General features: G+C 67.8%; 18 protein-coding genes and 1 riboswitch. Of the genes, 8 read left to right on the top strand and 10 right to left on the bottom strand.

All coding sequences use genetic code 11. The features are described 5' to 3' along the window. Window positions 1–196: 196 nt before the first annotated feature. The 5 genes from RJ03_RS38805 to RJ03_RS11050 all read left to right on the top strand — a co-directional run bounded on the left by RJ03_RS38805 (window position 197) and on the right by RJ03_RS11050 (window position 3,661). A complete protein-coding gene (locus RJ03_RS38805; RefSeq protein ID WP_269750230.1) occupies window positions 197–328 on the top strand; it encodes a hypothetical protein in 132 nt (43 codons plus the stop codon). Between the two features lie 52 nt (window positions 329–380). Beyond that, window positions 381–929, top strand: a complete 549-nt coding sequence (locus RJ03_RS11065) for an HNH endonuclease (protein WP_036500990.1) — start codon at window positions 381–383, stop codon at window positions 927–929. Between the two features lie 70 nt (window positions 930–999). Next, the gene (locus RJ03_RS11060; protein ID WP_036500951.1) at window positions 1,000–1,260 is read left to right on the top strand and encodes a WhiB family transcriptional regulator; all 261 of its coding nucleotides are present in this window, start codon (window positions 1,000–1,002) and stop codon (window positions 1,258–1,260) included. Between the two features lie 105 nt (window positions 1,261–1,365). Next, a complete protein-coding gene (locus RJ03_RS11055) occupies window positions 1,366–3,039 on the top strand; it encodes a VWA domain-containing protein (RefSeq protein WP_198163992.1) in 1,674 nt (557 codons plus the stop codon). A 94-nt stretch (window positions 3,040–3,133) separates the two neighbouring features. After that, window positions 3,134–3,661, top strand: coding sequence for a winged helix-turn-helix transcriptional regulator (locus RJ03_RS11050; protein WP_232329651.1), 528 nt, complete (start codon window positions 3,134–3,136; stop codon window positions 3,659–3,661). A 21-nt stretch (window positions 3,662–3,682) separates the two neighbouring features. Here the strand turns inward: RJ03_RS11050 and gcvP are convergent, their stop codons facing one another. The 7 genes from gcvP to RJ03_RS11015 all read right to left on the bottom strand — a co-directional run bounded on the left by gcvP (window position 3,683) and on the right by RJ03_RS11015 (window position 10,808). Next, complete coding sequence (gene gcvP, locus RJ03_RS11045) at window positions 3,683–6,496, bottom strand: aminomethyl-transferring glycine dehydrogenase (protein ID WP_036500949.1); 2,814 nt, start codon at window positions 6,494–6,496, stop codon at window positions 3,683–3,685. 137 nt (window positions 6,497–6,633) lie between these two features. Then, window positions 6,634–6,728: riboswitch (glycine riboswitch) on the bottom strand. A 91-nt stretch (window positions 6,729–6,819) separates the two neighbouring features. Further along, window positions 6,820–7,410 carry a MerR family transcriptional regulator gene (locus tag RJ03_RS11040; RefSeq protein ID WP_051024556.1) on the bottom strand — a complete coding sequence of 197 codons (591 nt, stop codon included), beginning with the start codon at window positions 7,408–7,410 and terminating at the stop codon, window positions 6,820–6,822. 255 nt (window positions 7,411–7,665) lie between these two features. Then, entirely contained in the window at window positions 7,666–8,139 is a 474-nt protein-coding gene (locus RJ03_RS11035; protein WP_030517724.1) for a bifunctional nuclease family protein, read from the bottom strand. Window positions 8,140–8,218: 79 nt separating this feature from the next. Then, on the bottom strand, window positions 8,219–8,992 hold the full coding sequence (gene ftsR / locus RJ03_RS11030; protein WP_086007226.1) for a transcriptional regulator FtsR: 774 nt from the start codon (window positions 8,990–8,992) through the stop codon (window positions 8,219–8,221). A gap of 55 nt (window positions 8,993–9,047) precedes the next feature. Further along, on the bottom strand, window positions 9,048–9,518 hold the full coding sequence (gene odhI, locus RJ03_RS11025; protein ID WP_036500944.1) for an oxoglutarate dehydrogenase inhibitor Odhl: 471 nt from the start codon (window positions 9,516–9,518) through the stop codon (window positions 9,048–9,050). Window positions 9,519–9,738: 220 nt separating this feature from the next. Next, window positions 9,739–10,137, bottom strand: a complete 399-nt coding sequence (gcvH, locus tag RJ03_RS11020; protein ID WP_036500942.1) for a glycine cleavage system protein GcvH — start codon at window positions 10,135–10,137, stop codon at window positions 9,739–9,741. A gap of 101 nt (window positions 10,138–10,238) precedes the next feature. Further along, entirely contained in the window at window positions 10,239–10,808 is a 570-nt protein-coding gene (locus RJ03_RS11015; RefSeq protein WP_036500985.1) for a CDP-alcohol phosphatidyltransferase family protein, read from the bottom strand. Window positions 10,809–11,080: 272 nt separating this feature from the next. Between RJ03_RS11015 and RJ03_RS11010 the strand changes: the two genes are divergently transcribed. Together RJ03_RS11010 and RJ03_RS11005 are read left to right on the top strand one after the other, a co-directional pair. Beyond that, entirely contained in the window at window positions 11,081–12,775 is a 1,695-nt protein-coding gene (locus RJ03_RS11010) for a GMC oxidoreductase (RefSeq protein WP_036500940.1), read from the top strand. A gap of 90 nt (window positions 12,776–12,865) precedes the next feature. Next, complete coding sequence (locus RJ03_RS11005; RefSeq protein WP_036500938.1) at window positions 12,866–13,759, top strand: nuclease-related domain-containing protein; 894 nt, start codon at window positions 12,866–12,868, stop codon at window positions 13,757–13,759. A gap of 12 nt (window positions 13,760–13,771) precedes the next feature. Here the strand turns inward: RJ03_RS11005 and RJ03_RS11000 are convergent, their stop codons facing one another. Both RJ03_RS11000 and RJ03_RS10995 read right to left on the bottom strand, forming a co-directional pair. Beyond that, window positions 13,772–14,494 carry a phosphatase PAP2 family protein gene (locus RJ03_RS11000; RefSeq protein ID WP_063820359.1) on the bottom strand — a complete coding sequence of 241 codons (723 nt, stop codon included), beginning with the start codon at window positions 14,492–14,494 and terminating at the stop codon, window positions 13,772–13,774. 65 nt (window positions 14,495–14,559) lie between these two features. Further along, window positions 14,560–16,596, bottom strand: coding sequence for an acyl-CoA dehydrogenase family protein (locus tag RJ03_RS10995; RefSeq protein WP_083870741.1), 2,037 nt, complete (start codon window positions 16,594–16,596; stop codon window positions 14,560–14,562). Between the two features lie 201 nt (window positions 16,597–16,797). Here RJ03_RS10995 and RJ03_RS10990 point away from each other — a divergent pair, with 201 nt between their 5' ends. Beyond that, on the top strand, window positions 16,798–18,180 hold the full coding sequence (locus RJ03_RS10990) for a threonine/serine exporter family protein (RefSeq protein WP_036500979.1): 1,383 nt from the start codon (window positions 16,798–16,800) through the stop codon (window positions 18,178–18,180). A 52-nt stretch (window positions 18,181–18,232) separates the two neighbouring features. Here RJ03_RS10990 and RJ03_RS10985 read toward each other — a convergent pair whose 3' ends face one another. Continuing rightward, complete coding sequence (locus RJ03_RS10985) at window positions 18,233–18,952, bottom strand: TetR/AcrR family transcriptional regulator (RefSeq protein WP_036500936.1); 720 nt, start codon at window positions 18,950–18,952, stop codon at window positions 18,233–18,235. Window positions 18,953–19,038: the final 86 nt, after the last annotated feature.

The following is a 19,038-nucleotide window of genomic DNA, read 5'->3' as shown; positions in this document are numbered from 1 at the left end:
AGATCGGGAATACTTCGCATACCGCCGGTGCTGTAATCACCGCACCAGGGGGTTGACGCGCAGCCGGATCGCCTGCGGCGGCGAAAAAATGAGCCGACAACGGCGGTAACGCTGTGTCACCATGACAACGATGATCAACCGGTCCCGCCGGCACAGTGGGACCACTCGACGAGTAACGGGAAGGAGGAGGTGGCCGATGTATCCGAAGAGTATGCGCGACGAGATGAACAGTGTTGCCGGGCAGCGACTTTCGACCGGCATCGAGCAGTCGCAGCCCATGCTGCGGCATGCCGACCGGGAATCCGGCCCCCTCTTCCAGCACGCCTGACCGGCTCCCGCCTTCCTTCTCGTTCCGCCTTTCACGAAACATGGTGACTCCCATGCTGTCTCGTCACGCCGAAAGACCCCTCACTCCCGACAACTGGATACACGCGCAGGTGCTGGTCCTCAACGCCTCCTACGAGGCGCTGACCGACATCGGCGCCGACCGCGCGGTGGTGCTGGTGATCAGCGGGACCGCCGAGACCGTGGCCGAGCGGCAACCTCATTTCCCGATTCGTTCCAAGCATCTGGAAATCGCTCTGCCGCAGACGATTCGGCTGCTGCGCTACGTCTACCTCGAGCACAGCGTGCTCGTACACGACGAGAGCCGAGCCACCCTCGCGGGCGTGCTGCGGCGCGACGACCACCGGTGCGGATACTGCGCCGGCTGGGCGCGCACCGTCGACCACATCCGCCCGCGCAGCCGGGGCGGACCCAACACCTGGAACAACCTGATCGCGGCGTGCGGACCGTGCAACACACGTAAGGCCGATCGCACCCCGGACGAGGCCGGGATGCGGTTGCTCTGGGAACCCAAGGCGCCCACCGACATGCAGCGGCGGCAGCGACGGATCTGGAAGGACCTCGTCGCCGCAGGCCCACAGTGAACAGCAACCGGCGCACAGCGAACAGCCGCACAGTGAACACCCCCATATCCCGAGAAAGGAGGGATCCGATATGACAACTACGACTCCGGCACTCACACTGGTGGATCTGCTCCCGGTCTCGGATACGCAGAGCTGGGAGCAGGCGGCCTGCAAGGGTGACCCGAACCACGATGCGTGGTTCCCGTACCCGTCGCAGGACTTCGACTACGCGCGCGGAATCTGCGCCGGCTGCCCCATCCGCCGGCAGTGCGCGGAATTCGCGGCCACCACCGGCCAGTCCGGTGTGTGGGGCGGTCACGAATTCGACCGCGGCAAGCTGATCCGCGACTGACACCGACACCGCGCGAGTGGTCCACGCCACTCCCTCCATCGCGAGCCGGCGCCCGACCGATCCTGGTCGAGCGCCGGTTTTCGCGTGACCATACACTGGAAAATCGTGGGCACACATCGCAGCGCGGACGGATCACGGGGCGTCAGCAAAGGTTTGGTTATCACCGTGGTAGCGGTCCTGCTGCTGATCGCGGCGGTCGCCGGTTGGTTCTGGCTCAGCAATCGCTCGGCATCGGAGAACCGCAGCGCCGCCGGTCAGTGCATCGAGGGTCCGGTCACCCTCGCCGTCACCGTCGATCCCGATATCGCCGCTCCGGTGCGCGCCGCCGCCGACCGCTACAACGCCACGCACCCCCAGGTGCGCGACCACTGCGCGAAGGTGTCGGTCACCGAACGCACCAGCGCCGCGATGGTGTCCGGGCTCACCGCCCCGAACTGGGACGCCAAGCTGGGCCCGCAACCCGGTCTCTGGATTCCGAGTTCGTCGCGCGCGGTCGAGCAGATGCGGGTGCCGGGACTGGTCCAGGGCACGCCGGCGTCGATCGCCGTCAGCCCGATCGCGGTGGCCGCTCCCGGTCCGCTGGCCCAGGCGATGGAGAAGGCCGACCTCAGCTGGTCGGATCTGGCGCGTCTGCAGCGCGGGGCGCTCGGCGATATCGGCCTCGGCAGCTGGGGGCCGCTGCGGATGGCGATGCCTCCGGGTGACGATTCGCTGGCCGCCGCGGTGGCGGTCGGATCGGCCGTCTCGGGCTCCGATCCGCTGACCGATGAGGCCGCCGCGTCCGGGCAGGTCGTCGCGGCCATCTCCGGATTGGCCGCCGACGCACCGGAATCCGGCGACACCGCCTCCGCGCTGGCCGCGGTCGCCGATCCCGCACAAGGCCCCAACTCCCCCATCCACGCCGTAGCAGTTACCGAGCAGCAAGCCAAGACGCGCCCGAACGTCGCGCTGTTCCATCCGACCGGCGCCGCGCCGGTCGCCGATCACCCCGCGGCGATGCTCACCGGAAGCTGGGTGGACAAGACCCAGAACCTCGTCGCCGGCGTGTTCGCCGACTTCCTGCGCGCGCCCGACCAACAGAAGCTGTTCACCGACAACGGTTTCGGCGCCGCGGCCGCCGCACCGGTCGCGGTGCCGGCGAAATCGGTTCTCGATCGCGTGCAATCGGTCCTCGCCCACCCGGTGCTGGGCGTGCAAGCCACGATCCTCATCGACACCTCGGCGTCGATGGCCGCCAACGACGGTTCCATGTCGCGATTGAACAACGCTCTCGCCGCGGTGCAGTCGACCCTCGACACCATGCCGCCGGATTTCGGCGCCGGCGCCTGGATCTACGCCAACCAATTGACCGACGGCAACCCCTACCGCATGGTCGCGCCCACCCAGGCACTCACCCCGCAGCATCGCAGCGAATTGTCCACGGCCCTGGGCAATGTCACGCTCGCCGGTTCCAGTACCGACCGCACCTATCCCTCGCTGGAGGCCGCCTATCGCAGTGCGGTGAAGAACTACTCCTCGGGGAAGACGAACTCGATTCTGCTCATCACCGGCGGCCCCAACGACAATTCCTCGGTGACCGGGGATCAGCTGATCTCCGATATCACCGGCGCCACCGACGCCGCGCATCCGGTGCGGGTGGACGTGATCGTGATCGGCGGCCAGGGCGCGCAGACCCTGCAGAATCTGGCGCAGAAGACCGGCGGCACCTACACCAAGGTCAGCACCTCCGACGACATGACCTTCGGCACCGCCGTCAACCATGCGCTGACCACGCCGTAGCGCTCCGGCGCGTTGAGTGCTTGCTATTCACTAGCGCTCGGCGGCACCAGCCGCTAGTGCTAGTAGGATGCAAGCAGTTGATGGAGGAGGTGCGGTGTCCGAGGAACAGCGGCCGGGGGAACAGCTGCCGGCGCAACAGCGGTCGGGCTGCCCGATCAACGCCGCCATCGAGGTGGTCGGCGATCGCTGGACGATGCTGGTCCTGCGCGACATCATGTTCGGCGACCGCCGCCATTTCCGGCAGCTGCAATCACAGTCGGAAGAAGGCATCGCCTCCAACATCCTCGCCGACCGGCTCAAAACCCTCGTCGATGCCGGACTGCTGACCCGCGACGAGGTCCGCCGCGGCCAGCGAGCCACCTACAGCCTCACCGAACCCGCCATCCAGCTCGTTCCGGTACTGGTCGCCCTGGGCTCCTGGGGGCTGCGACACCGTCCGACAACCCACGAACTGCGGGTCCGCGCGGAACTGCTCGAGGCCGGCGGCCCGCAGCTGTGGGCGGAATTCATGGACGAACTGCGCGAACGCCATCTCGGCATCGCACGCCCGGACACCGGCCGGCCGACCGCCACCGAACGCCTCGCCGAGGCCTACGCGCAGGCGGTCGCCGCCGAACAGTGACCGCCTGCGCTCGGCCCGTACTCAGTCGGTGTAGGCCTCGAGCGGCGGGCACGAGCACACCAGGTTGCGGTCACCGAACGCTCCGTCGATGCGCCGGACCGCGGGCCACACCTTGGCGCGGCCGGAATGCACACCCAACGGGTAGACGGCGGTTTCCCGGCTGTACGGATAGTTCCAGTCACCGACGAGGGCGGCGGCAGTATGCGGAGCGCCGCGCAGCGGGCTCTGCTCGACCGGCCAGGTTCCGGCGGCGACCTCGTCGATCTCGCCCTTGATCGCGATCATCGCGTCGGCGAAAGCGTCGAGCTCGTCGAGGTTTTCGCTCTCGGTCGGCTCGACCATGAGCGTGCCGGCGACCGGGAAGCTCATGGTCGGGGCGTGGAATCCGTAGTCGGCCAAGCGTTTCGCCACATCGTCGACAGTCACGCCGGTGCGCTTGGTGATCTCGCGCAGATCCAGGATGCACTCGTGGGCGACCATGCCGTTCTCGCCGGTGTAGAGCACGGGGAAATGCGGATCCAGCCGTCGCGCAAGGTAATTGGCCGAGGCGATCGCGGTCAGCGTGGCCCGGCGCAGGCCGTCGGCGCCCATCATCCGGATATAGGCCCACGTGATCGGCAGGATCGAGGCCGACCCGTACCGCGCCGCGGACACCGCGTGCGAATCCGGCTGTAGCGGATCGCCCGGCAGATACGGCGCCAGATGTTCGCGCACCGCGACCGGACCGACACCGGGGCCGCCGCCGCCGTGCGGGATGCAGAAGGTCTTGTGCAGGTTCAGATGCGAGACGTCTCCGCCGAAGCGTCCCGGACGGGCAAGTCCCACAAGGGCGTTCAGATTCGCGCCGTCGACGTACACCTGCCCGCCCGCATCGTGCACGAGCGCGCACAACTCGGCCACCTCGTGCTCGTACACGCCGTGGGTGGACGGATAGGTGATCATGATGCAGGCCAGCCGGTCGGCGTGATCGGCGATCTTGGCGCGCAGATCGTCCAGATCGACGTCGCCGTTGTCCCGGCATTTCACGACCTCCACCCGCAGTCCGGCCATGGCCGCCGAGGCGGCGTTGGTGCCGTGCGCGCTGGAGGGAATCAGGCAGGTGTCGCGGTGGGTGTCGCCACGGTCGAGGTGATAGCGGCGGATCGCGAGCAATCCCGCGTACTCACCCTGACTGCCGGCGTTGGGCTGCAGACTCACCCGGTCGTAACCGGTCACCGCGGCCAGCCAGTGCTCCAGATCCTCGATCACGCGCAGCATCCCGGGGGTGTCCTCCACCGGCGCGTACGGATGCAGCCGCGCGAAACCGGGCCAGGTGATGGGCTCCATCTCGGCGGTGGCGTTGAGCTTCATGGTGCAGGAACCGAGCGGAATCATGCTGCGGTCCAAGGCGATATCCTTGTCCGACAGCTGCCGCAGATACCGCAACATCGCGGTTTCGGTGTGATAACGGGTGAACGCCGGATGGGTCAGATAGGCCGAGGTCCGGGTCTCGATCGAGGGCAGCGCGGCCGTCTCCGGCATTCCGTCGGCGCCGAAGCACTCCAGCACGATCGCGACCTGGGCATCGGTGGTCGCCTCGTCGCAGGCCACCGAGACGTGATCGGCGTCGACCAGGCGCAGATTGATCCCGCGTCCCTTCGCCTTGGCGACCACGGCCTCGGCTCCGCCGGGCACCGAGACCAGCACGGTGTCGAAGAAGCGTTCGTGCACGACCGCGTCGCCGAGGCCGGTGGCGAGCCGCTCGGCATGGCCGTGCACCCGCCGCGCGATCGCGCGCAGTCCATCGGCGCCGTGATAGGAGGCATACATCGCGGCCACGATCGCCAGCAGCACCTGCGCGGTGCAGATGTTCGAGGTCGCCTTCTCACGGCGAATGTGCTGTTCGCGGGTCTGCAGCGCGAGCCGGTAGGCGCGGTCGCCGTCGGCGTCCACCGAGACGCCGACCAGGCGGCCGGGCAGTTGCCGCGCGTGCGCTGTGCGCACCGCGAGATATCCGGCGTGCGGTCCGCCGAAGCCGAGCGGGACACCGAATCGCTGCGTGGTGCCGAAGCAGACGTCGGCGCCCTGCTCCCCGGGCGGGGTGATCAGCGTCAGCGCCAGCAGATCGGCGCCGACCGCGACCAGCGCACCCCGATCGTGCGCCGCGGCGATCACCGCGGCCGGATCCGTGATGCGGCCGGAGGCGCCCGGCGTCTGCAGGACGACGCCGAAGAAGTCGCCCTCGGGCAGCTCGCCGGAACTCAGATCCGCCTCGACCAGCGTGATGCCGAGCGGCTCGGCCCGGGTGGTCAGCACGGTGCGGGTCTGCGGGAAGAGGTCGGCGTCGACGAGCAGTCGCTGGGAGGTGCTCTTGCGGTTGGCGCGCTGCAGCAGCGTCATCGCCTCGGCGGCGGCGGTCGCCTCGTCCAGCATGGAGGCGTTGGCCACCTCCATCCCGGTCAGATCGGAGACCATGGTCTGGAAGTTCAGCAGCGCCTCGAGCCGGCCCTGGCTGATCTCGGGCTGATACGGCGTGTAGGCGGTGTACCAGGCAGGGTTTTCCAGCAGATTGCGGACCAGCACCGGCGGGGTCAGGGTGTCGTAATAACCGAGGCCGATCATCGACGTGGCGACGGTGTTCGAATGTGCCAGCGCCGCAAGCTCGGTCAGAGCGTCGTGTTCGGAGACCGCGGGCGGCAGCACGTCCAGCCCGGTCTCGCCGGCGGCATCCAGAATGCTCGCGGGAACGGCACGTGCGGCGAGTTCGTCCATCGACCCGACGCCGACGGTATCGAGGATCCGATCGAGTTCGGTGGTGTCGGGTCCGATGTGGCGGTCGGCGAAACTACGGGTCACGGCAGCTCCAAGGCTCGGGCGGGTCGTCGGCCCTCCCCCTCTGTCGTGGCGCCTGAGAGATTCGGGGTCGCGCGCGATCCCTTTCCCCATGGGCGGGCGGCCCGCATTGTGTGCGGCCGCCGCTTTCCAGAGGCGTCGAACTCCGTACGGTCCCTGATGCCTGAGAGATTGACGGGGAGGTGCTGCTCCTTCGGCGTCCAGGACGTACCCGGAACTCTCCCGCACGGCGGCGACGCACCCTCAGTCTAAGCGGTGCGCGGTAAACGCCATGTTGCCGACCCAGCTCAGCACGCAGTCGGCTCCGTCACATTCGGCGCGGACGACTATCCGGTCTTGCGGTTCTCCCGGGCCTTGCGGCGATAGGCCAGTTCGTCCTCGGGCCGGTCACTCGCCTCGTGGGTTTCGGCGCGTTCGGCCGGGAAGTTGGCGATCGCGCCGGTCAGCTCGCGCATGGCTCCGCTGACGGCGATGCCGAAGACCCCCTGCCCGCCCTGCAGTAAATCGACGACCTCTTCCGGCGACGAGCATTCGTAGACGGTGGTGCCGTCGGAGAACAGCGTGATCCCGGCCAGATCCTCGACCCCGCGGCTGCGCAGATGATCGACGGCGATGCGGATGTTCTGCAGTGAGATACCGGCGTCGAGCAGCCGCTTCACGATCTTGAGGACCAGGATGTCCTTGAAGGAGTACAGACGCTGGCTGCCTGAACCGGTGGCGCTGCGGATCGAGGGGACGACGAGCCCGGTGCGGGCCCAGTAGTCGAGCTGCCGGTAGGTGATACCGGCCACCTGGCATGCGCTGGGGACGCGGTAACCGACCAGCTCGTCGGGCACCGTGTCGTCAGGGAACAGCCCTGGCTGCACGACCGCGGTGGGCCGCGGGTCGGGTGCTGGTTGCTGCGGTCGGTCTCCCACTGCTACTCCCTCACTGCATCGCCGAAGAAGAACAACGGCCTAACTGTCGAGGCTACTCTGTCGATTGTCTCGGCAGCACGGGCATGGAGCCAAACTCCGCGTGCGGCGTGTTTCTCACCCTCTACGTGAGGTATAGAGCACAGTCCAAGATCATCTCACCGCCGCGCGCGGTGGCCGATGATCAAGCCGGACTTCCGAACAGCTCAGCTGTCGGTGCCCTCGAAACAGCTCAGCTGTCGGTGCCCTCGAGACAGCTCAGCTGTCGGTGGCCTTGAAATCGTCCGGTGACACCGACTCGAGGAACTCCTTGAACTTCTCCACCTCGTCCTCGCGTTCGTCGGGCATCACCAGCCCGGCTTCCTCGAGGACCGGTTCCTCCGCGTAGATCGGGCAACCGACCCGCAAGGCGATAGCTATCGAATCCGACGGACGTGCGGAGATCCGCACGTCGTTGTCGAAGACGAGGTCGGCGTAGAAGGTGCCCTCCTGCAAATCCACGATTCGCACCTCTTTCAAGGTGTGGCCGAGGTCGTGGATCAAGATCTTGATCAGGTCGTGGGTCAGGGGCCGGATAGGGGTCACCCCCTCCTGCTCGAGCACGATGGCGGTCGCCTCGGCCTGACCGATCCAAATGGGCAGATAACGGTCGCCCGACTCTTCACGCAGCAGCAACACGGGCTGGTTCTGGGGCTGCTCGACCCGGATGCCGATCACACGCATTTCACTCATCGCACTGGCCTCCCATACTCGCCGGCCGCCCGCACGAGCCCAGCTGGGCAGGCCGTATCACCGAGTCTAGGCGAAGAATTCAGCCGCCGAGGGAAGCCCGCACCGACGTCTTCACCAAGCTGGTATGCAGCGTCAGCGACAGCGCCGCCAACTCGCGTACCGTCTCCTCCGCGCGGGCCCGGGCATCGGCGTCGCGACTCTTGGCTATCGGCGCGGCGATCTGAGCGATCATCGCCGCCTCCCGGTCCGCTGCCAGCTTGAACGCCCGCAGATGCCGTGCCTCCAAACCGAATTCGCTCATCGCCTGCGCGGTGCGAGCCAAGGTGACGGCCTCGGCGCCGAAGAATCCGGCAGCGCCGGGCGTGATGAGCCCGGCGCGAATCAGTTCGGTGAGAAATTTCTCATCTATCCCGGCCTGCTCCAGCAGATCGGCACGCGTGACGCGCATTTCGTGATCGAGGCGCAATTCGTCCGGCGACACCTCACCGGGCACCACGCCCAGCCGCCGGGGCGCCGCGGGTGCGCCCACCGTGCGGGTGGACTCGGGCGCACGCCCCGAGCCGTCCACACCGGCGCCGTCGGCCCGGGCCCGCGCTTCGCGCACACCCAGGGTCGCCGCGCCGCGGTCGATCGCTTCGAGTTGCTCCTTGATCACCTTGAGCGGCAGATACTGATCCCGCTGCGCGGTCAGCACGAACTTCAGCCGCTCGACATCGGCGACCGAGAATCTGCGATATCCCGAAGGCGTGCGCTCCGGGCGGATCAGCCCCTCGGATTCGAGGAAGCGGATCTTGGAAATGGTGATGTCCGGAAAATCCGGACGCAGCAGGTCCAGCACGGAGCCGATCGACATTCCTCCGCGTGTCCATTGCGCTGCGCCAGTCATCAGTAGAATCCGCCTCGGCCGTTTATGCGCTCGGCTCGTTGACCTGCGGCCGCGGTCCGGTCAGGAAGACCAGCCGGAACTTGCCGATCTGCACCTCGTCACCGTTCTGCAGCTCCGAGGAATCCACCGGCTCGCGGTTGACGTAGGTGCCGTTCAGGCTGCCCACGTCGACGACCTGGAAGGTGTCCTCGTCCTGCCGGAACTCCGCGTGCCGACGGGACACGGTGACATCGTCGAGAAAGATGTCGCTGTCGGGGTGACGGCCCGCCGACGTGGTGGGCTGATCCAACAGGAACCGCGACCCCGCGTTGGGACCGCGCTTGACCACCAGCAGGGCGGCACCCGCGGGCAGCCCCTCGACCCCTTGCACCGGCTGCTCGCCGGTCTGCTCACCGGAGCGCGACGCGTCGACCTCGTTGAGGAAGTCAGCGCGGAACACCGAAGTCGTTTCGGCCGCGCTCTCCCCGTATCCCGGGTCTTTGTTCTCGCTCACCCTTGCTCTCCTCCTCGAACCGATTTTCCGTACCGGTATCCGGCGCCAATTCCGAGCGCACTGCCCTCGACCCGCGCCACCCATCGCGACCGGCTGTCGCGCTGTCAGGTGTCACCGGCAAGTTCCGGCAGAGTTCCCGGCACCGGCCGCCGGCACATCTGTTGGCATTGACCGTACCCTGCTGGGCCGCACCCGTGCAGGTAGAACTGGGAAGGCTGACTCAGCCCTCGATAACTCCTTGGTAACCTGCGGCATCGAGCAATGCGCCGAGGGCGGTTTCGAGTGCCTCGGCGTCGTCGATCTGCAGCTCGAACATCCAGCCGTCACCGTAGGGGTCGGTATTCAACGACTCCGGCTCGGAGTCGAGATCCTCGTTCGCCGCAACGACTTTCGCGTTCAGCGGGGCGTAGATCTCCGAGACGCTCTTGGTCGATTCGACCTCGGCGATCGCCTCGCCGGCGGACACCACGGTGTCGACCGCCGGCAGCTGCACGAACACCACATCACCGAGCTGCGACTGGGCGTAGTCGGTGATACCGACCCGGACACGGTTCGGCGCGATCCGCTGCACCCATTCGTGTTCCTCGGTGTAGCGAAGGTCCTCGGGAAGGTTGGTCACAGGCTGATTCCTCTCACGGGGCGTCCTTTCACGGGCGTCGGCCAACCGGCGTTCGGCACAACTCTATCGACCCGGACCGACACGGCGGATCGCCACACCCGCTACGAAGTTGCTCGCGGCGCAACAGGTATGGTCCGAGCGACCGCGAAGGCCTTGCGCAGATACAGCAGACCCGTCCACACGTAGACCGCGGTTCCCCACCACAGCAGCGCCCAGCCGAACGCCCGGCCGAAACCGGCGGCCGCCCAATCCATCTGGCCGGCCAGCAACCACGGCAGCGCCGACATCAGCGCGAAAGTGGCGGCCTTGCCGAGGTAGATGACCTCCGGCGGATCGAGGTTGCGGCGGCGATAGATCGGCAGCGTCGCGCTCAGGATCAGGTCGCGCCCGATCAGTACGACCACGAACGGCCACGGCAGGATTCCGCGCACCAGCAGACCGAGCACGGTGGCGATGAGATACAACCGGTCCACCAACGGGTCCAGCAGGGCGCCCAGCCGCGAGTACTGGTCGAGCAGCCGGGCCAGTTTGCCGTCGAGGTAGTCGGTGACACCGCTGGCGACCAGCAGCGCGAACGCCCAGCCGTCGGCATGCAGGACCAGCAACAGCCACAGGAAGACCGGCACGCCGATCAGCCGCAACACACTCAGCACGTTCGGCACGGTGAGAATGCGGTCGGTCTCCGCGCCGGCCGCGACGTCCGCGGGTTCGCGCGCGGGCTCCGAATGCTCGGAGGCCTGATGGTCGGGGCCGGACCCGCCGGCCGGTCGGTTGCTCACGCCTGTTGCTTACCCGAACCGATCGCGCCGCGCCATTCGGGCACGCCGCGACGGGTGCGGCGGCACGATAGGTTTATCAGTCGCATCCGGCAGGGTGGCACACCAGCACGTGACACAATGAGTCCTAAATCGTTTCATTGTGGATGCGGTGACGAGAGGAAGACATGCCCGACTTCGACTACGACGTGGTAGTGATCGGCTCCGGTTTCGGTGGCAGCGTCAGTGCGCTGCGTCTCACCGAGAAGGGCTATCGGGTGGCCGTGCTGGAATCCGGACGGCGCTGGCCCGCGGAGTCCATTCCGAAGTCGAATTGGAATGTGCGCAAGTCCATCTGGGCGCCGCGCCTGGGCCTGACCGGCCCGCAGCGGATCAGCCTGCTCGGCAAGTGCGCGGTGTTCTCCGCCGCGGGCGTCGGCGGCGGCTCGCTGATCTACGGCAACACCCTCTACGAACCGCTGCCGAACTTCTACACCGACAAACAGTGGGCTCATATCGCCGACTGGCGCAGCGAACTGGCGCCCTATTACGACCAGGCCAAGCGGATGCTGGGCGTGGCGCCCAATCCGCGTGTGACGCCCGCCGACGAGGTGATCCGTTCCATCGCAGACGATCTCGGCGTGGGTGATACCTATCACCCCACCAATGTCGGCGTGTTCTTCAACGAGGAGCAACCCGGTGTCGAGGTCGACGACCCGTACTTCGGCGGCGCCGGCCCGCGCCGCAGCGGCTGCATCCACTGCGCGCGCTGCTTCACCGGCTGCCCGCACAACGCCAAGAACACCACCCCCACCAACTACCTCTACCTCGCCGAACAGGCCGGCGCCAAGGTCTTCGAGCTGACCACCGTGACCCGCGTCCGGCCGATGGTCGGCGGCGGCTACGCGATCGAGACGCAGCGTGCGGACCGCTGGGTTCGCAAGGGCCGCAAGACCTTCACCGCCGAACAGGTCGTCTTCGCCGCCGCGGCGCTGGGCACCCAGAAGCTGTTGCACAAGATGCGCGACGACAAGGTGCTGCCGAATCTCTCGCCCCGGCTGGGTGAGCTCACCCGCAGCAATTCCGAGGCCATTCTCAATGTGGTCAGCCGGCAGCGGCGCGACTTCGCCGAGGGCATCGCCATCACCTCCTCGATCCACCCCGAGCCCGACACCCACATCGAGGTCTGCCACTACGGCAAGGGACAGAACGCGCTGTTCCCGATGTCGGTGCCGATCGTCGACGGCGGCGCGTTCCGATTCCTGCGCTTCCTGCTGGCCATCGTGCTGCACCCGCTGGTGTTCGCGCGCAGTCTCAACGCCCGCCATGCCTCGGAGAAGTCGGTGATCCTGCTGGTGATGCAGTCACTGGACAATTCGCTGACCTCGTTCCGCCGCTGGGGGCAGCTGAAGACCAGGCAGGGCACCGGACAACCGAATCCGACCTGGATTCCGCTCGCGCACGAGGTCGGCCGCCGATTCGGCGAGAAGGTCGACGGCGACGTACACGGCCTCGTCATGGATGTGTTCGACATCCCCGCCACCGCGCACTACATCGGCGGCTGCGTGATCGGCGAAGGGCCCGAGAGCGGTGTGGTGGACCCGTACCAGCGGGTCTTCGGCCACCCCGGACTGCATATCGCCGACGGATCCGCGGTCACCGCGAACCTCGGGGTGAACCCGTCGCTGACGATCACCGCGCAGGCCGAACGCGCGATGGCGTTCTGGCCCAACAAGGGTGAGGCCGACCCGCGCCCGGAACTCGGCGCGGCCTACCGTCGTATCGACCCGGTCGCCCCGTACTACGCCACCGTGCCGGACAGCGCGCCCGGCGCGCTGCGACTGCCCATCGCGCCGATCGATCCCGCGCCCGCCGAACGCTGACCGCCGACACCGGCGCGTCGAAGTCTCCCCCGGACCCGTAGTGCCCCTTATGCTTTCCGGTATCGAGTGTCGACGGAAGGGCGGTCGCCAATGCTCGTGCGAGTGCAGAACGCGGCCGGAACCCTGGCCGAGCGGGTCCTCATCGACTGGCTGCGCACCTGGAAGGGTCCGGACGACCCGCAGGGCGTCGCGACGGTCAACTGCGGTCTGTTCTACGCGGACCGGTTGCATCAGTTCGACGCGGTGATTTGGACGCCGACCACCTGCGTGGTGATCGAGGCCGAGGCCCTGGTCGAGCGGGTGAGCGGCGACCTCGAGGTCCCGCTGAACGGGCCGTGGCGGGTCGGCGGGCACGTGGTGAGTTTCGACGGCAGCGAGCGCGGCACACCGCTGGACCGCTCCCGCGAGCACACCCACGCGCTGCAGAACTGGCTGGCCGAACGCGGACTGGGCCAGCGCGTCGTGCAGGGTGTGGTCGTGGTGGTGCCGCCGCACGGCGCGAACCCGACGATCCGTCAACTGTGGAACGATCCCGGCTTCCAGGTGGTGCTCGGCGACGACCCCAAGCGGCTGGCCGACTGCCTGACCGCGCTCACCTCGCAGGGCCGGGCGCAGTGGACGGTGAACGACGTCGCACTCACCTTCCGCGGATTGGGCATCCTGCCGTATCTGCCCGCCCCGCAGGATCTCGTCGCCGAGGGATTCGGCGGACCGGTGGACACCACGCTGTGGTACGGCGGACCGCAGCAGGCACAGGCCGAAGCGTTCATGGAGGAACAGGCCCACGCCGATCAGCCCTACGGGCTCCCGGCCGCGATCACGATGCCCTGGTACAGCCCGTGGAACCTGTATCCGAAGGAGGCCGACCGGATCGATCCCGGCCGGGCGGTGCTGCGTATCCTGCTCGCGATCGGCATGCTCGTCGGGGCTGCCTGGGTGGTGTGGTTCGTGATCACGCTGGTCCTGAACTTCGGGCCCGGCTGAGCCGCACCCGGCTCAGGCCGCGGGCGTGCCCGCCGTGCGATCGGTGTCCCCGCGACCCGATTCCGCCTGTCCACCGGTTCCGGTCTCGTCGGCGTCCTCTGCCCGAAGCCGCCGGTTCTCGTACCGCAGGCGCAGTGTCGTCGTCACCGTCCAGCACGCGGTTACCGCCGCGATCGCGAAGGCGGTGCCGCCGACGACGTCGGTCGGATAGTGATAGCCGCGCCCGACCATGCCCACCGCCACGGCCGCCAGCGCGAGCGCGGCGAGCACGCCGATGACGATGCGCCAACGCACGGTGGCGGCGACGAGCAGCACACCGGTCGCGATGGCGACGAATTGGACGGTGTGCCCGCTCGGATAGGCGAGGTAGTGGTGTAAATGCCTGTCCCACAGCGGTTTCAGCGCCCAGGTGTTGATCGCGACCACCAGCTCGGGGACGACCACCAGAAATCCGGCACCCCACCAGTCGCGCCGCCGGACACAGTAGAGCACGCCGATCAGCAACAGCGGCAACACGATATAGGCGTTGCTCGGCACCACCAGCGCGTCGTAGACACCCCGATGCGCGTCCAGGCCCTCGTGCACCTCGTCACCGATCGCGCTGTCGAACGTGGTCGGTCCCCCGCCGGCGGGAAAGCTCAGGGGGACCGTCACGGTGATCAACAGGCCGATCAGGGTGACGGCGGCGGCAACGAGACGCGCTCGATATCGAGCGACCGGCGGTGGAGCGGACACCTGTCGACCATAGCCGCGTCCGGCTACTGCCCCACCCTCACCGGCCGCCGATATCGAGCACGGCTTCACGCGCCCTGGTGCACGCTCGCGTCGTCGAGCATCGCCGCGCGCAACATGGCCTCGGGCACGCCGAGCGCCTCGACCAGGGTGGCCGACTCCGGGCGCAACCGGTCCACGAGTTCGTTGACACCGCGGCGCACCGACTTGGCCCGATCCACCGACATGAAGCGGTGCATGATGTACCAGGCCTGATTCTGTTCGATGGTGGAGTACACGAACAGATCGCAGACCGTGTCGGCCAGCGCTCGCGCCTCCGGATCCTCGATATCGGCGATGCCCTCGATGAACGCCTCCAGCACCAGCCGGTCGATATGCGCCTCACCGGCGGCGAGGATATGGTCCTGCGCGTTGTTGAACGCCTCGAACGGGCCGGTCTCCTCGGCCCGCGCGCGCAGCCGGTGCGCGGCGGTACGGGTCAGATAGTCCTCGCGGTCGGCGAACAGCTGCAGCTGCACCGAACGCCGGGCCGGATCGCCCTCGTCGACGCCGTCGTCGGAACGGTCACGCAGACGCTGGATGAGCTGGCGCACACCCGAGGTCTCGCGCACCACATCGCGCGCCATGGTGGCCGCGAACTTCACCCAGCCCAGAGCGTCGAGATCACGCACCTCGTCGGAGTAGGCGGTGAGCAGCTCCTTGGCCACCAGCTGGGTCAACACCACGTTGTCACCTTCGAAGGTGGTGAACACGTCGGTGTCGGCCTTCAGGGTGACCAGCCGGTTCTCGGTGAGATAGCCTGCGCCGCCGCAGCATTCACGGCATTCCTGGATGGATCGGGTGGCGTGGCGGGTCTGCGCGACCTTCAGGCCGGCGGCCCGCTTCTCCAGCGCGCGCTGCGCTTCCGGGTCCAGATTCTGCCCGGTCTGCACCAGGTGCATGCGCCGCACCAGATCGTTCTGAGCGAACGACAGCGCGAACGCGCGCGCCACATGCGGAAACAGCCGGCGCTGATGGCTGCGATAGTCCAGCAGCAGCGTTTCGCTGCCGTCGTCCGGATCGGAGAACTGGCGGCGCTTGTCGCCGTAGCGCAGCGCGATACTCAACGCCACCCGCGCACCGGCGGCGGCCGCACCACCGACACTGACCCGCCCGCGCACCAGCGTGCCCAGGGTGGTGAAGAACCGGCGGCTCGGGTTCTCGATATCGGAGCGGTAGGTCCCGTCGGCGTCGACGTCGGCGTAGCGGTTGAGCAGGTTCTCCCGCGGAATCCGGACGTGATCGAATTCGATGCGGCCGTTGTCGACGCCGGGCAGACCGCCCTTGAGACCGCAATCCGAGGTGGTCACGCCGGGCAGGTCGTTGCCCTCCTCGTCGCGGATGGGCACGAGGAAGCAGTGCACGCCCTTGCTTTCGCCGCCGGTGATCAGCTGGGCGAAGACCGCCGCCATCCGGGCGTGTTCGGCGGCGCCGCCGATGTAGTCCTTGCGAGCGGAGGCGGTAGGACTGTGCACCACGAATTCGCCGGTCGCCGGGTCGTAGGTGGCGGTGGTCTCCAGATTCGCCACATCGCTGCCGTGCCCGGATTCGGTCATCGCGAAACAGCCGAGCAGATCCAGCGACAGCAGTCGTTTGACGACGTCGGTGTGGCGGTCGGTGCCGAGATTTTCCACCGCGCCGCCGAACAGCCCCCACTGCACACCGGCCTTCACCCACAGCGACAGATCGGTGTAGGCGAGCATTTCCAGGCCGGTGACAGCACCGCCGGGATCGCCGGTTCCCCCGTGTTCCAGGCTGAAACCTTTTTCCGCATAACCGAATTCGGCGATGAGGCGCATCTGTTCCAGCACCCGCGCACGGGCCTGGCGGTAGTCGAGATAGGGATCGCCGAACAACCGGTCGTCGACCAGCTGCCGGCGCGCCTGCTCCCTGACCTCACGCCACGGGCCGTCGAGCGCGGCCCGCAAATGGTCGGCGGTCGACTTCCCGGTCTTCGATGGTCCGGTGTTCGATGTCCCCGTGTTCGATGTCCCGGCCTCCGGCTGCGCGGAGTTCGATCTCACGGAATCTGCTGCTTCGGTACCCGTAGCCGTATCGGTGCCCATGGTTATCGACTGTAGCGGGAGTGCGGACACGCCGGTGATAACCAGCGAATTGCCCAGCTCGCCACTCCCGCCGGGGAGAGGGAGCTGATCCGCGACCGCCTATCGGCGCCGACTACCGTGTGTCGTGTGACAGATGAGTTGGAGCCCGAACTCGTCCGCACGGGGCCGGAGACCCAGCCCAGTTCGTTGTGGCATCGGGCGATGGGAGCGGTAACCGATCGGCTGGTCGCGCAGCGGCGCGCCACGGTGGACTCGGTGGTCGAGGCACCGGCCCCGCTGAAGCCGATCGATCTCACCGACGACGCCGCGGTAACCGAGGTACTCGACCTGGCCGAACGGGTCGGCGAGGTGGTGCTCGCCTCGGGCACCGCCGTGACCGACACCAGCACACAGGTCGAATTCATCGCCGCGACATACGGTTTGGCGCAATGCGATATCGACGTGACCTACAACTCGATTCGCATCTCCGCCGACCGGGGTCCGTCGCTGCCACCCGCCAGCACCATGCGGGTGGTGCAGTACCGCTCGCTGGACTTCACTCGCCTGACGGCCGTCGACCGTCTCACCCGGCGGATCCGCCGCGAGGTGGTGCCACCCCAGGAGGCGCACGCCGCGCTCGACGCGATCACCACCGCGCCGCACCCCTACAACCGGTGGATCGCCACTTTCGGCTGGTCGCTGCTGGCGGCGTCGATCGCGCTGTTGCTGGGCGGTGGCGCGCTGGTCGCGGTCGTGAGTTTCGCCACGACGTTGCTGATCGACCGCTGCAACCGCGAACTGAACAAGCGCGGCCTGCCCTTCTTCTTCCAGAACATGATGGGCGGCATCATCGCCACCCTGCCGGCGATCCTGCTGCAAACCTTCGCCGAGGGTTTGGAAACCAATCCCAGCCTGATCGTCGCGGCCGGAATCACCGTGCTGCTCAGTGGTTTACAGCTGGTCGGCGCGGTCGAGGACGCGATCACCGGCGCACCGATCACCGCCGCGGCCCGCATGTTGGAAGTACTGGTCATGACCGGTGCGATCATCGGCGGCGTCGGTTTGGCGCTGCGCGGAGCCCAGGCCTTCGGCGCGCAGGTGCCGCCGATCGACATGTCGCCGTCCTACGACATCACCAATCTGCCGTTGAAGATCACCGCCGGTGCGGTGGCGGCGGCGGCCTTCGCCCTCGCCTGTTATGCCGAGCGCCGGGCCCTCACCGTCGCCGCCCTCAGTGGTGCCGGGATCACCGTGTGCTATCTGTTCGTGCAGCACGCCGGTTTCGGTCCGGTGATCGCCGCGGCGGTTTCGGCCACCGCGATCGGTCTCGCCGGTGGTCTGCTCGCCCGCCGTGCGGTGACGCCTCCGCTGGTCGTCGCCATCGCGGGCATCACTCCGCTGCTTCCCGGTCTCAAGGTCTACCGGGGCCTGTTCGCGCTGATCAACGACGATCTGCTGGTCGGGCTGAATCAGATGTTCGCCGCGCTGGTGGTCGGCTGCGCCCTCGGCGGCGGTATCACGCTCGGTGAGTGGTTCGCCCGGTGGCTGCGCCGCCCGCGGATCCTGCGGCGGGTCACCGGGGTGCGACCCGACGACTTCACCTGAGACCGCCGGGTCCGCGGCCCCGAGCCGGAGGATCGATTTCGCCCGAGATTCCTCAGGCCGCGAATCCGATGGAGCGGGCCAGATCCGCCAGCGTCGCATCGAACAGGGCGTCCGGATTACCCACCGGCATCGGGTAGTTGCCGAACACTTCGAGCGTGACGTGCCCGTACAGCCGCGCCCAGAACTGGATCATCAGATAGGTGACGCCCAGGTCCAGCTTCTCGGCGGGGAATTTCTGCCCCGATTCGGCGAGCACGGCGAGCAGTTCGGTCTGGAATCCGACGAGGTCTTCGCGCAGCGCGTGCGGGATCACGTCGGTCGGCGGGGTGACGATGTCGTAGGTGGTCAGCAGCCGGCCCGCGGCCTCCAGGAAGATGCGGCCGAACGGTTCGTCGAATTGCCGCATGGCGCTGGCCGAACCACCGGCCGGCGAGGCGAACACGAGCGTGAACTCGTGGGCGTGGGCCAGGGCCCACTGCCGGAAACCCTTGCAGATGGCGAACAGCTGGACCATGCCGTCCTCGGGCAGCTCGGCCACCTGCTCGACGAGCTCTTGGGCCAGGTCGGCGCAGATATCGCTGCGCAGCGCACCCACCAGATCGTCGCGCGAGGCGTAGTACCGATACAACGCGGGCGCGGTGATACCCAACTCACGCGCGATGGCGCGCAGGGTCACCGCCTCGGGACCCTGCTCCACCAGGAGCGTGCGGGCCACGCGCCGGATATCGGCGTCGCTGACCGCGGGCATCCGGCCCCGTCGTGCGGCTGTCATGCGTCGTCCTTCGTCGTATGCGCACCGGCCTCGACGTCACGGGTACGTCGAGGCCGGTGCGCACACTGTGTCCTGGGCCGCCGGAG

Origin of the sequence: Nocardia aobensis NBRC 100429 (genome assembly GCF_000308375.1) — a bacterium.
Classification (GTDB): Bacteria; Actinomycetota; Actinomycetes; order Mycobacteriales; family Mycobacteriaceae; genus Nocardia; species Nocardia aobensis.
This window is presented reverse-complemented; position numbering and strand designations above follow the sequence as displayed.

Excerpts from the sequence above, each read along its gene's own strand:
- RJ03_RS38805 (WP_269750230.1), top strand. The coding sequence starts at position 197 with ATGTATCCGAAGAGTATGCGCGACGAGATGAACAGTGTTGCCGGGCAG.
- RJ03_RS11065 (WP_036500990.1), top strand. The coding sequence starts at position 381 with ATGCTGTCTCGTCACGCCGAAAGACCCCTCACTCCCGACAACTGGATA.
- RJ03_RS11060 (WP_036500951.1), top strand. The coding sequence starts at position 1,000 with ATGACAACTACGACTCCGGCACTCACACTGGTGGATCTGCTCCCGGTC.
- RJ03_RS11035 (WP_030517724.1), bottom strand. The coding sequence starts at position 8,139 with ATGAGTGAAATGCGTGTGATCGGCATCCGGGTCGAGCAGCCCCAGAAC.
- ftsR (WP_086007226.1), bottom strand. The coding sequence starts at position 8,992 with ATGTCGATCGGCTCCGTGCTGGACCTGCTGCGTCCGGATTTTCCGGAC.
- RJ03_RS11010 (WP_036500940.1), top strand. The coding sequence starts at position 11,081 with ATGCCCGACTTCGACTACGACGTGGTAGTGATCGGCTCCGGTTTCGGT.
- RJ03_RS11005 (WP_036500938.1), top strand. The coding sequence starts at position 12,866 with ATGCTCGTGCGAGTGCAGAACGCGGCCGGAACCCTGGCCGAGCGGGTC.
- RJ03_RS10995 (WP_083870741.1), bottom strand. The coding sequence starts at position 16,596 with ATGGGCACCGATACGGCTACGGGTACCGAAGCAGCAGATTCCGTGAGA.
- RJ03_RS10990 (WP_036500979.1), top strand. The coding sequence starts at position 16,798 with ATGGGAGCGGTAACCGATCGGCTGGTCGCGCAGCGGCGCGCCACGGTG.
- RJ03_RS10985 (WP_036500936.1), bottom strand. The coding sequence starts at position 18,952 with ATGACAGCCGCACGACGGGGCCGGATGCCCGCGGTCAGCGACGCCGAT.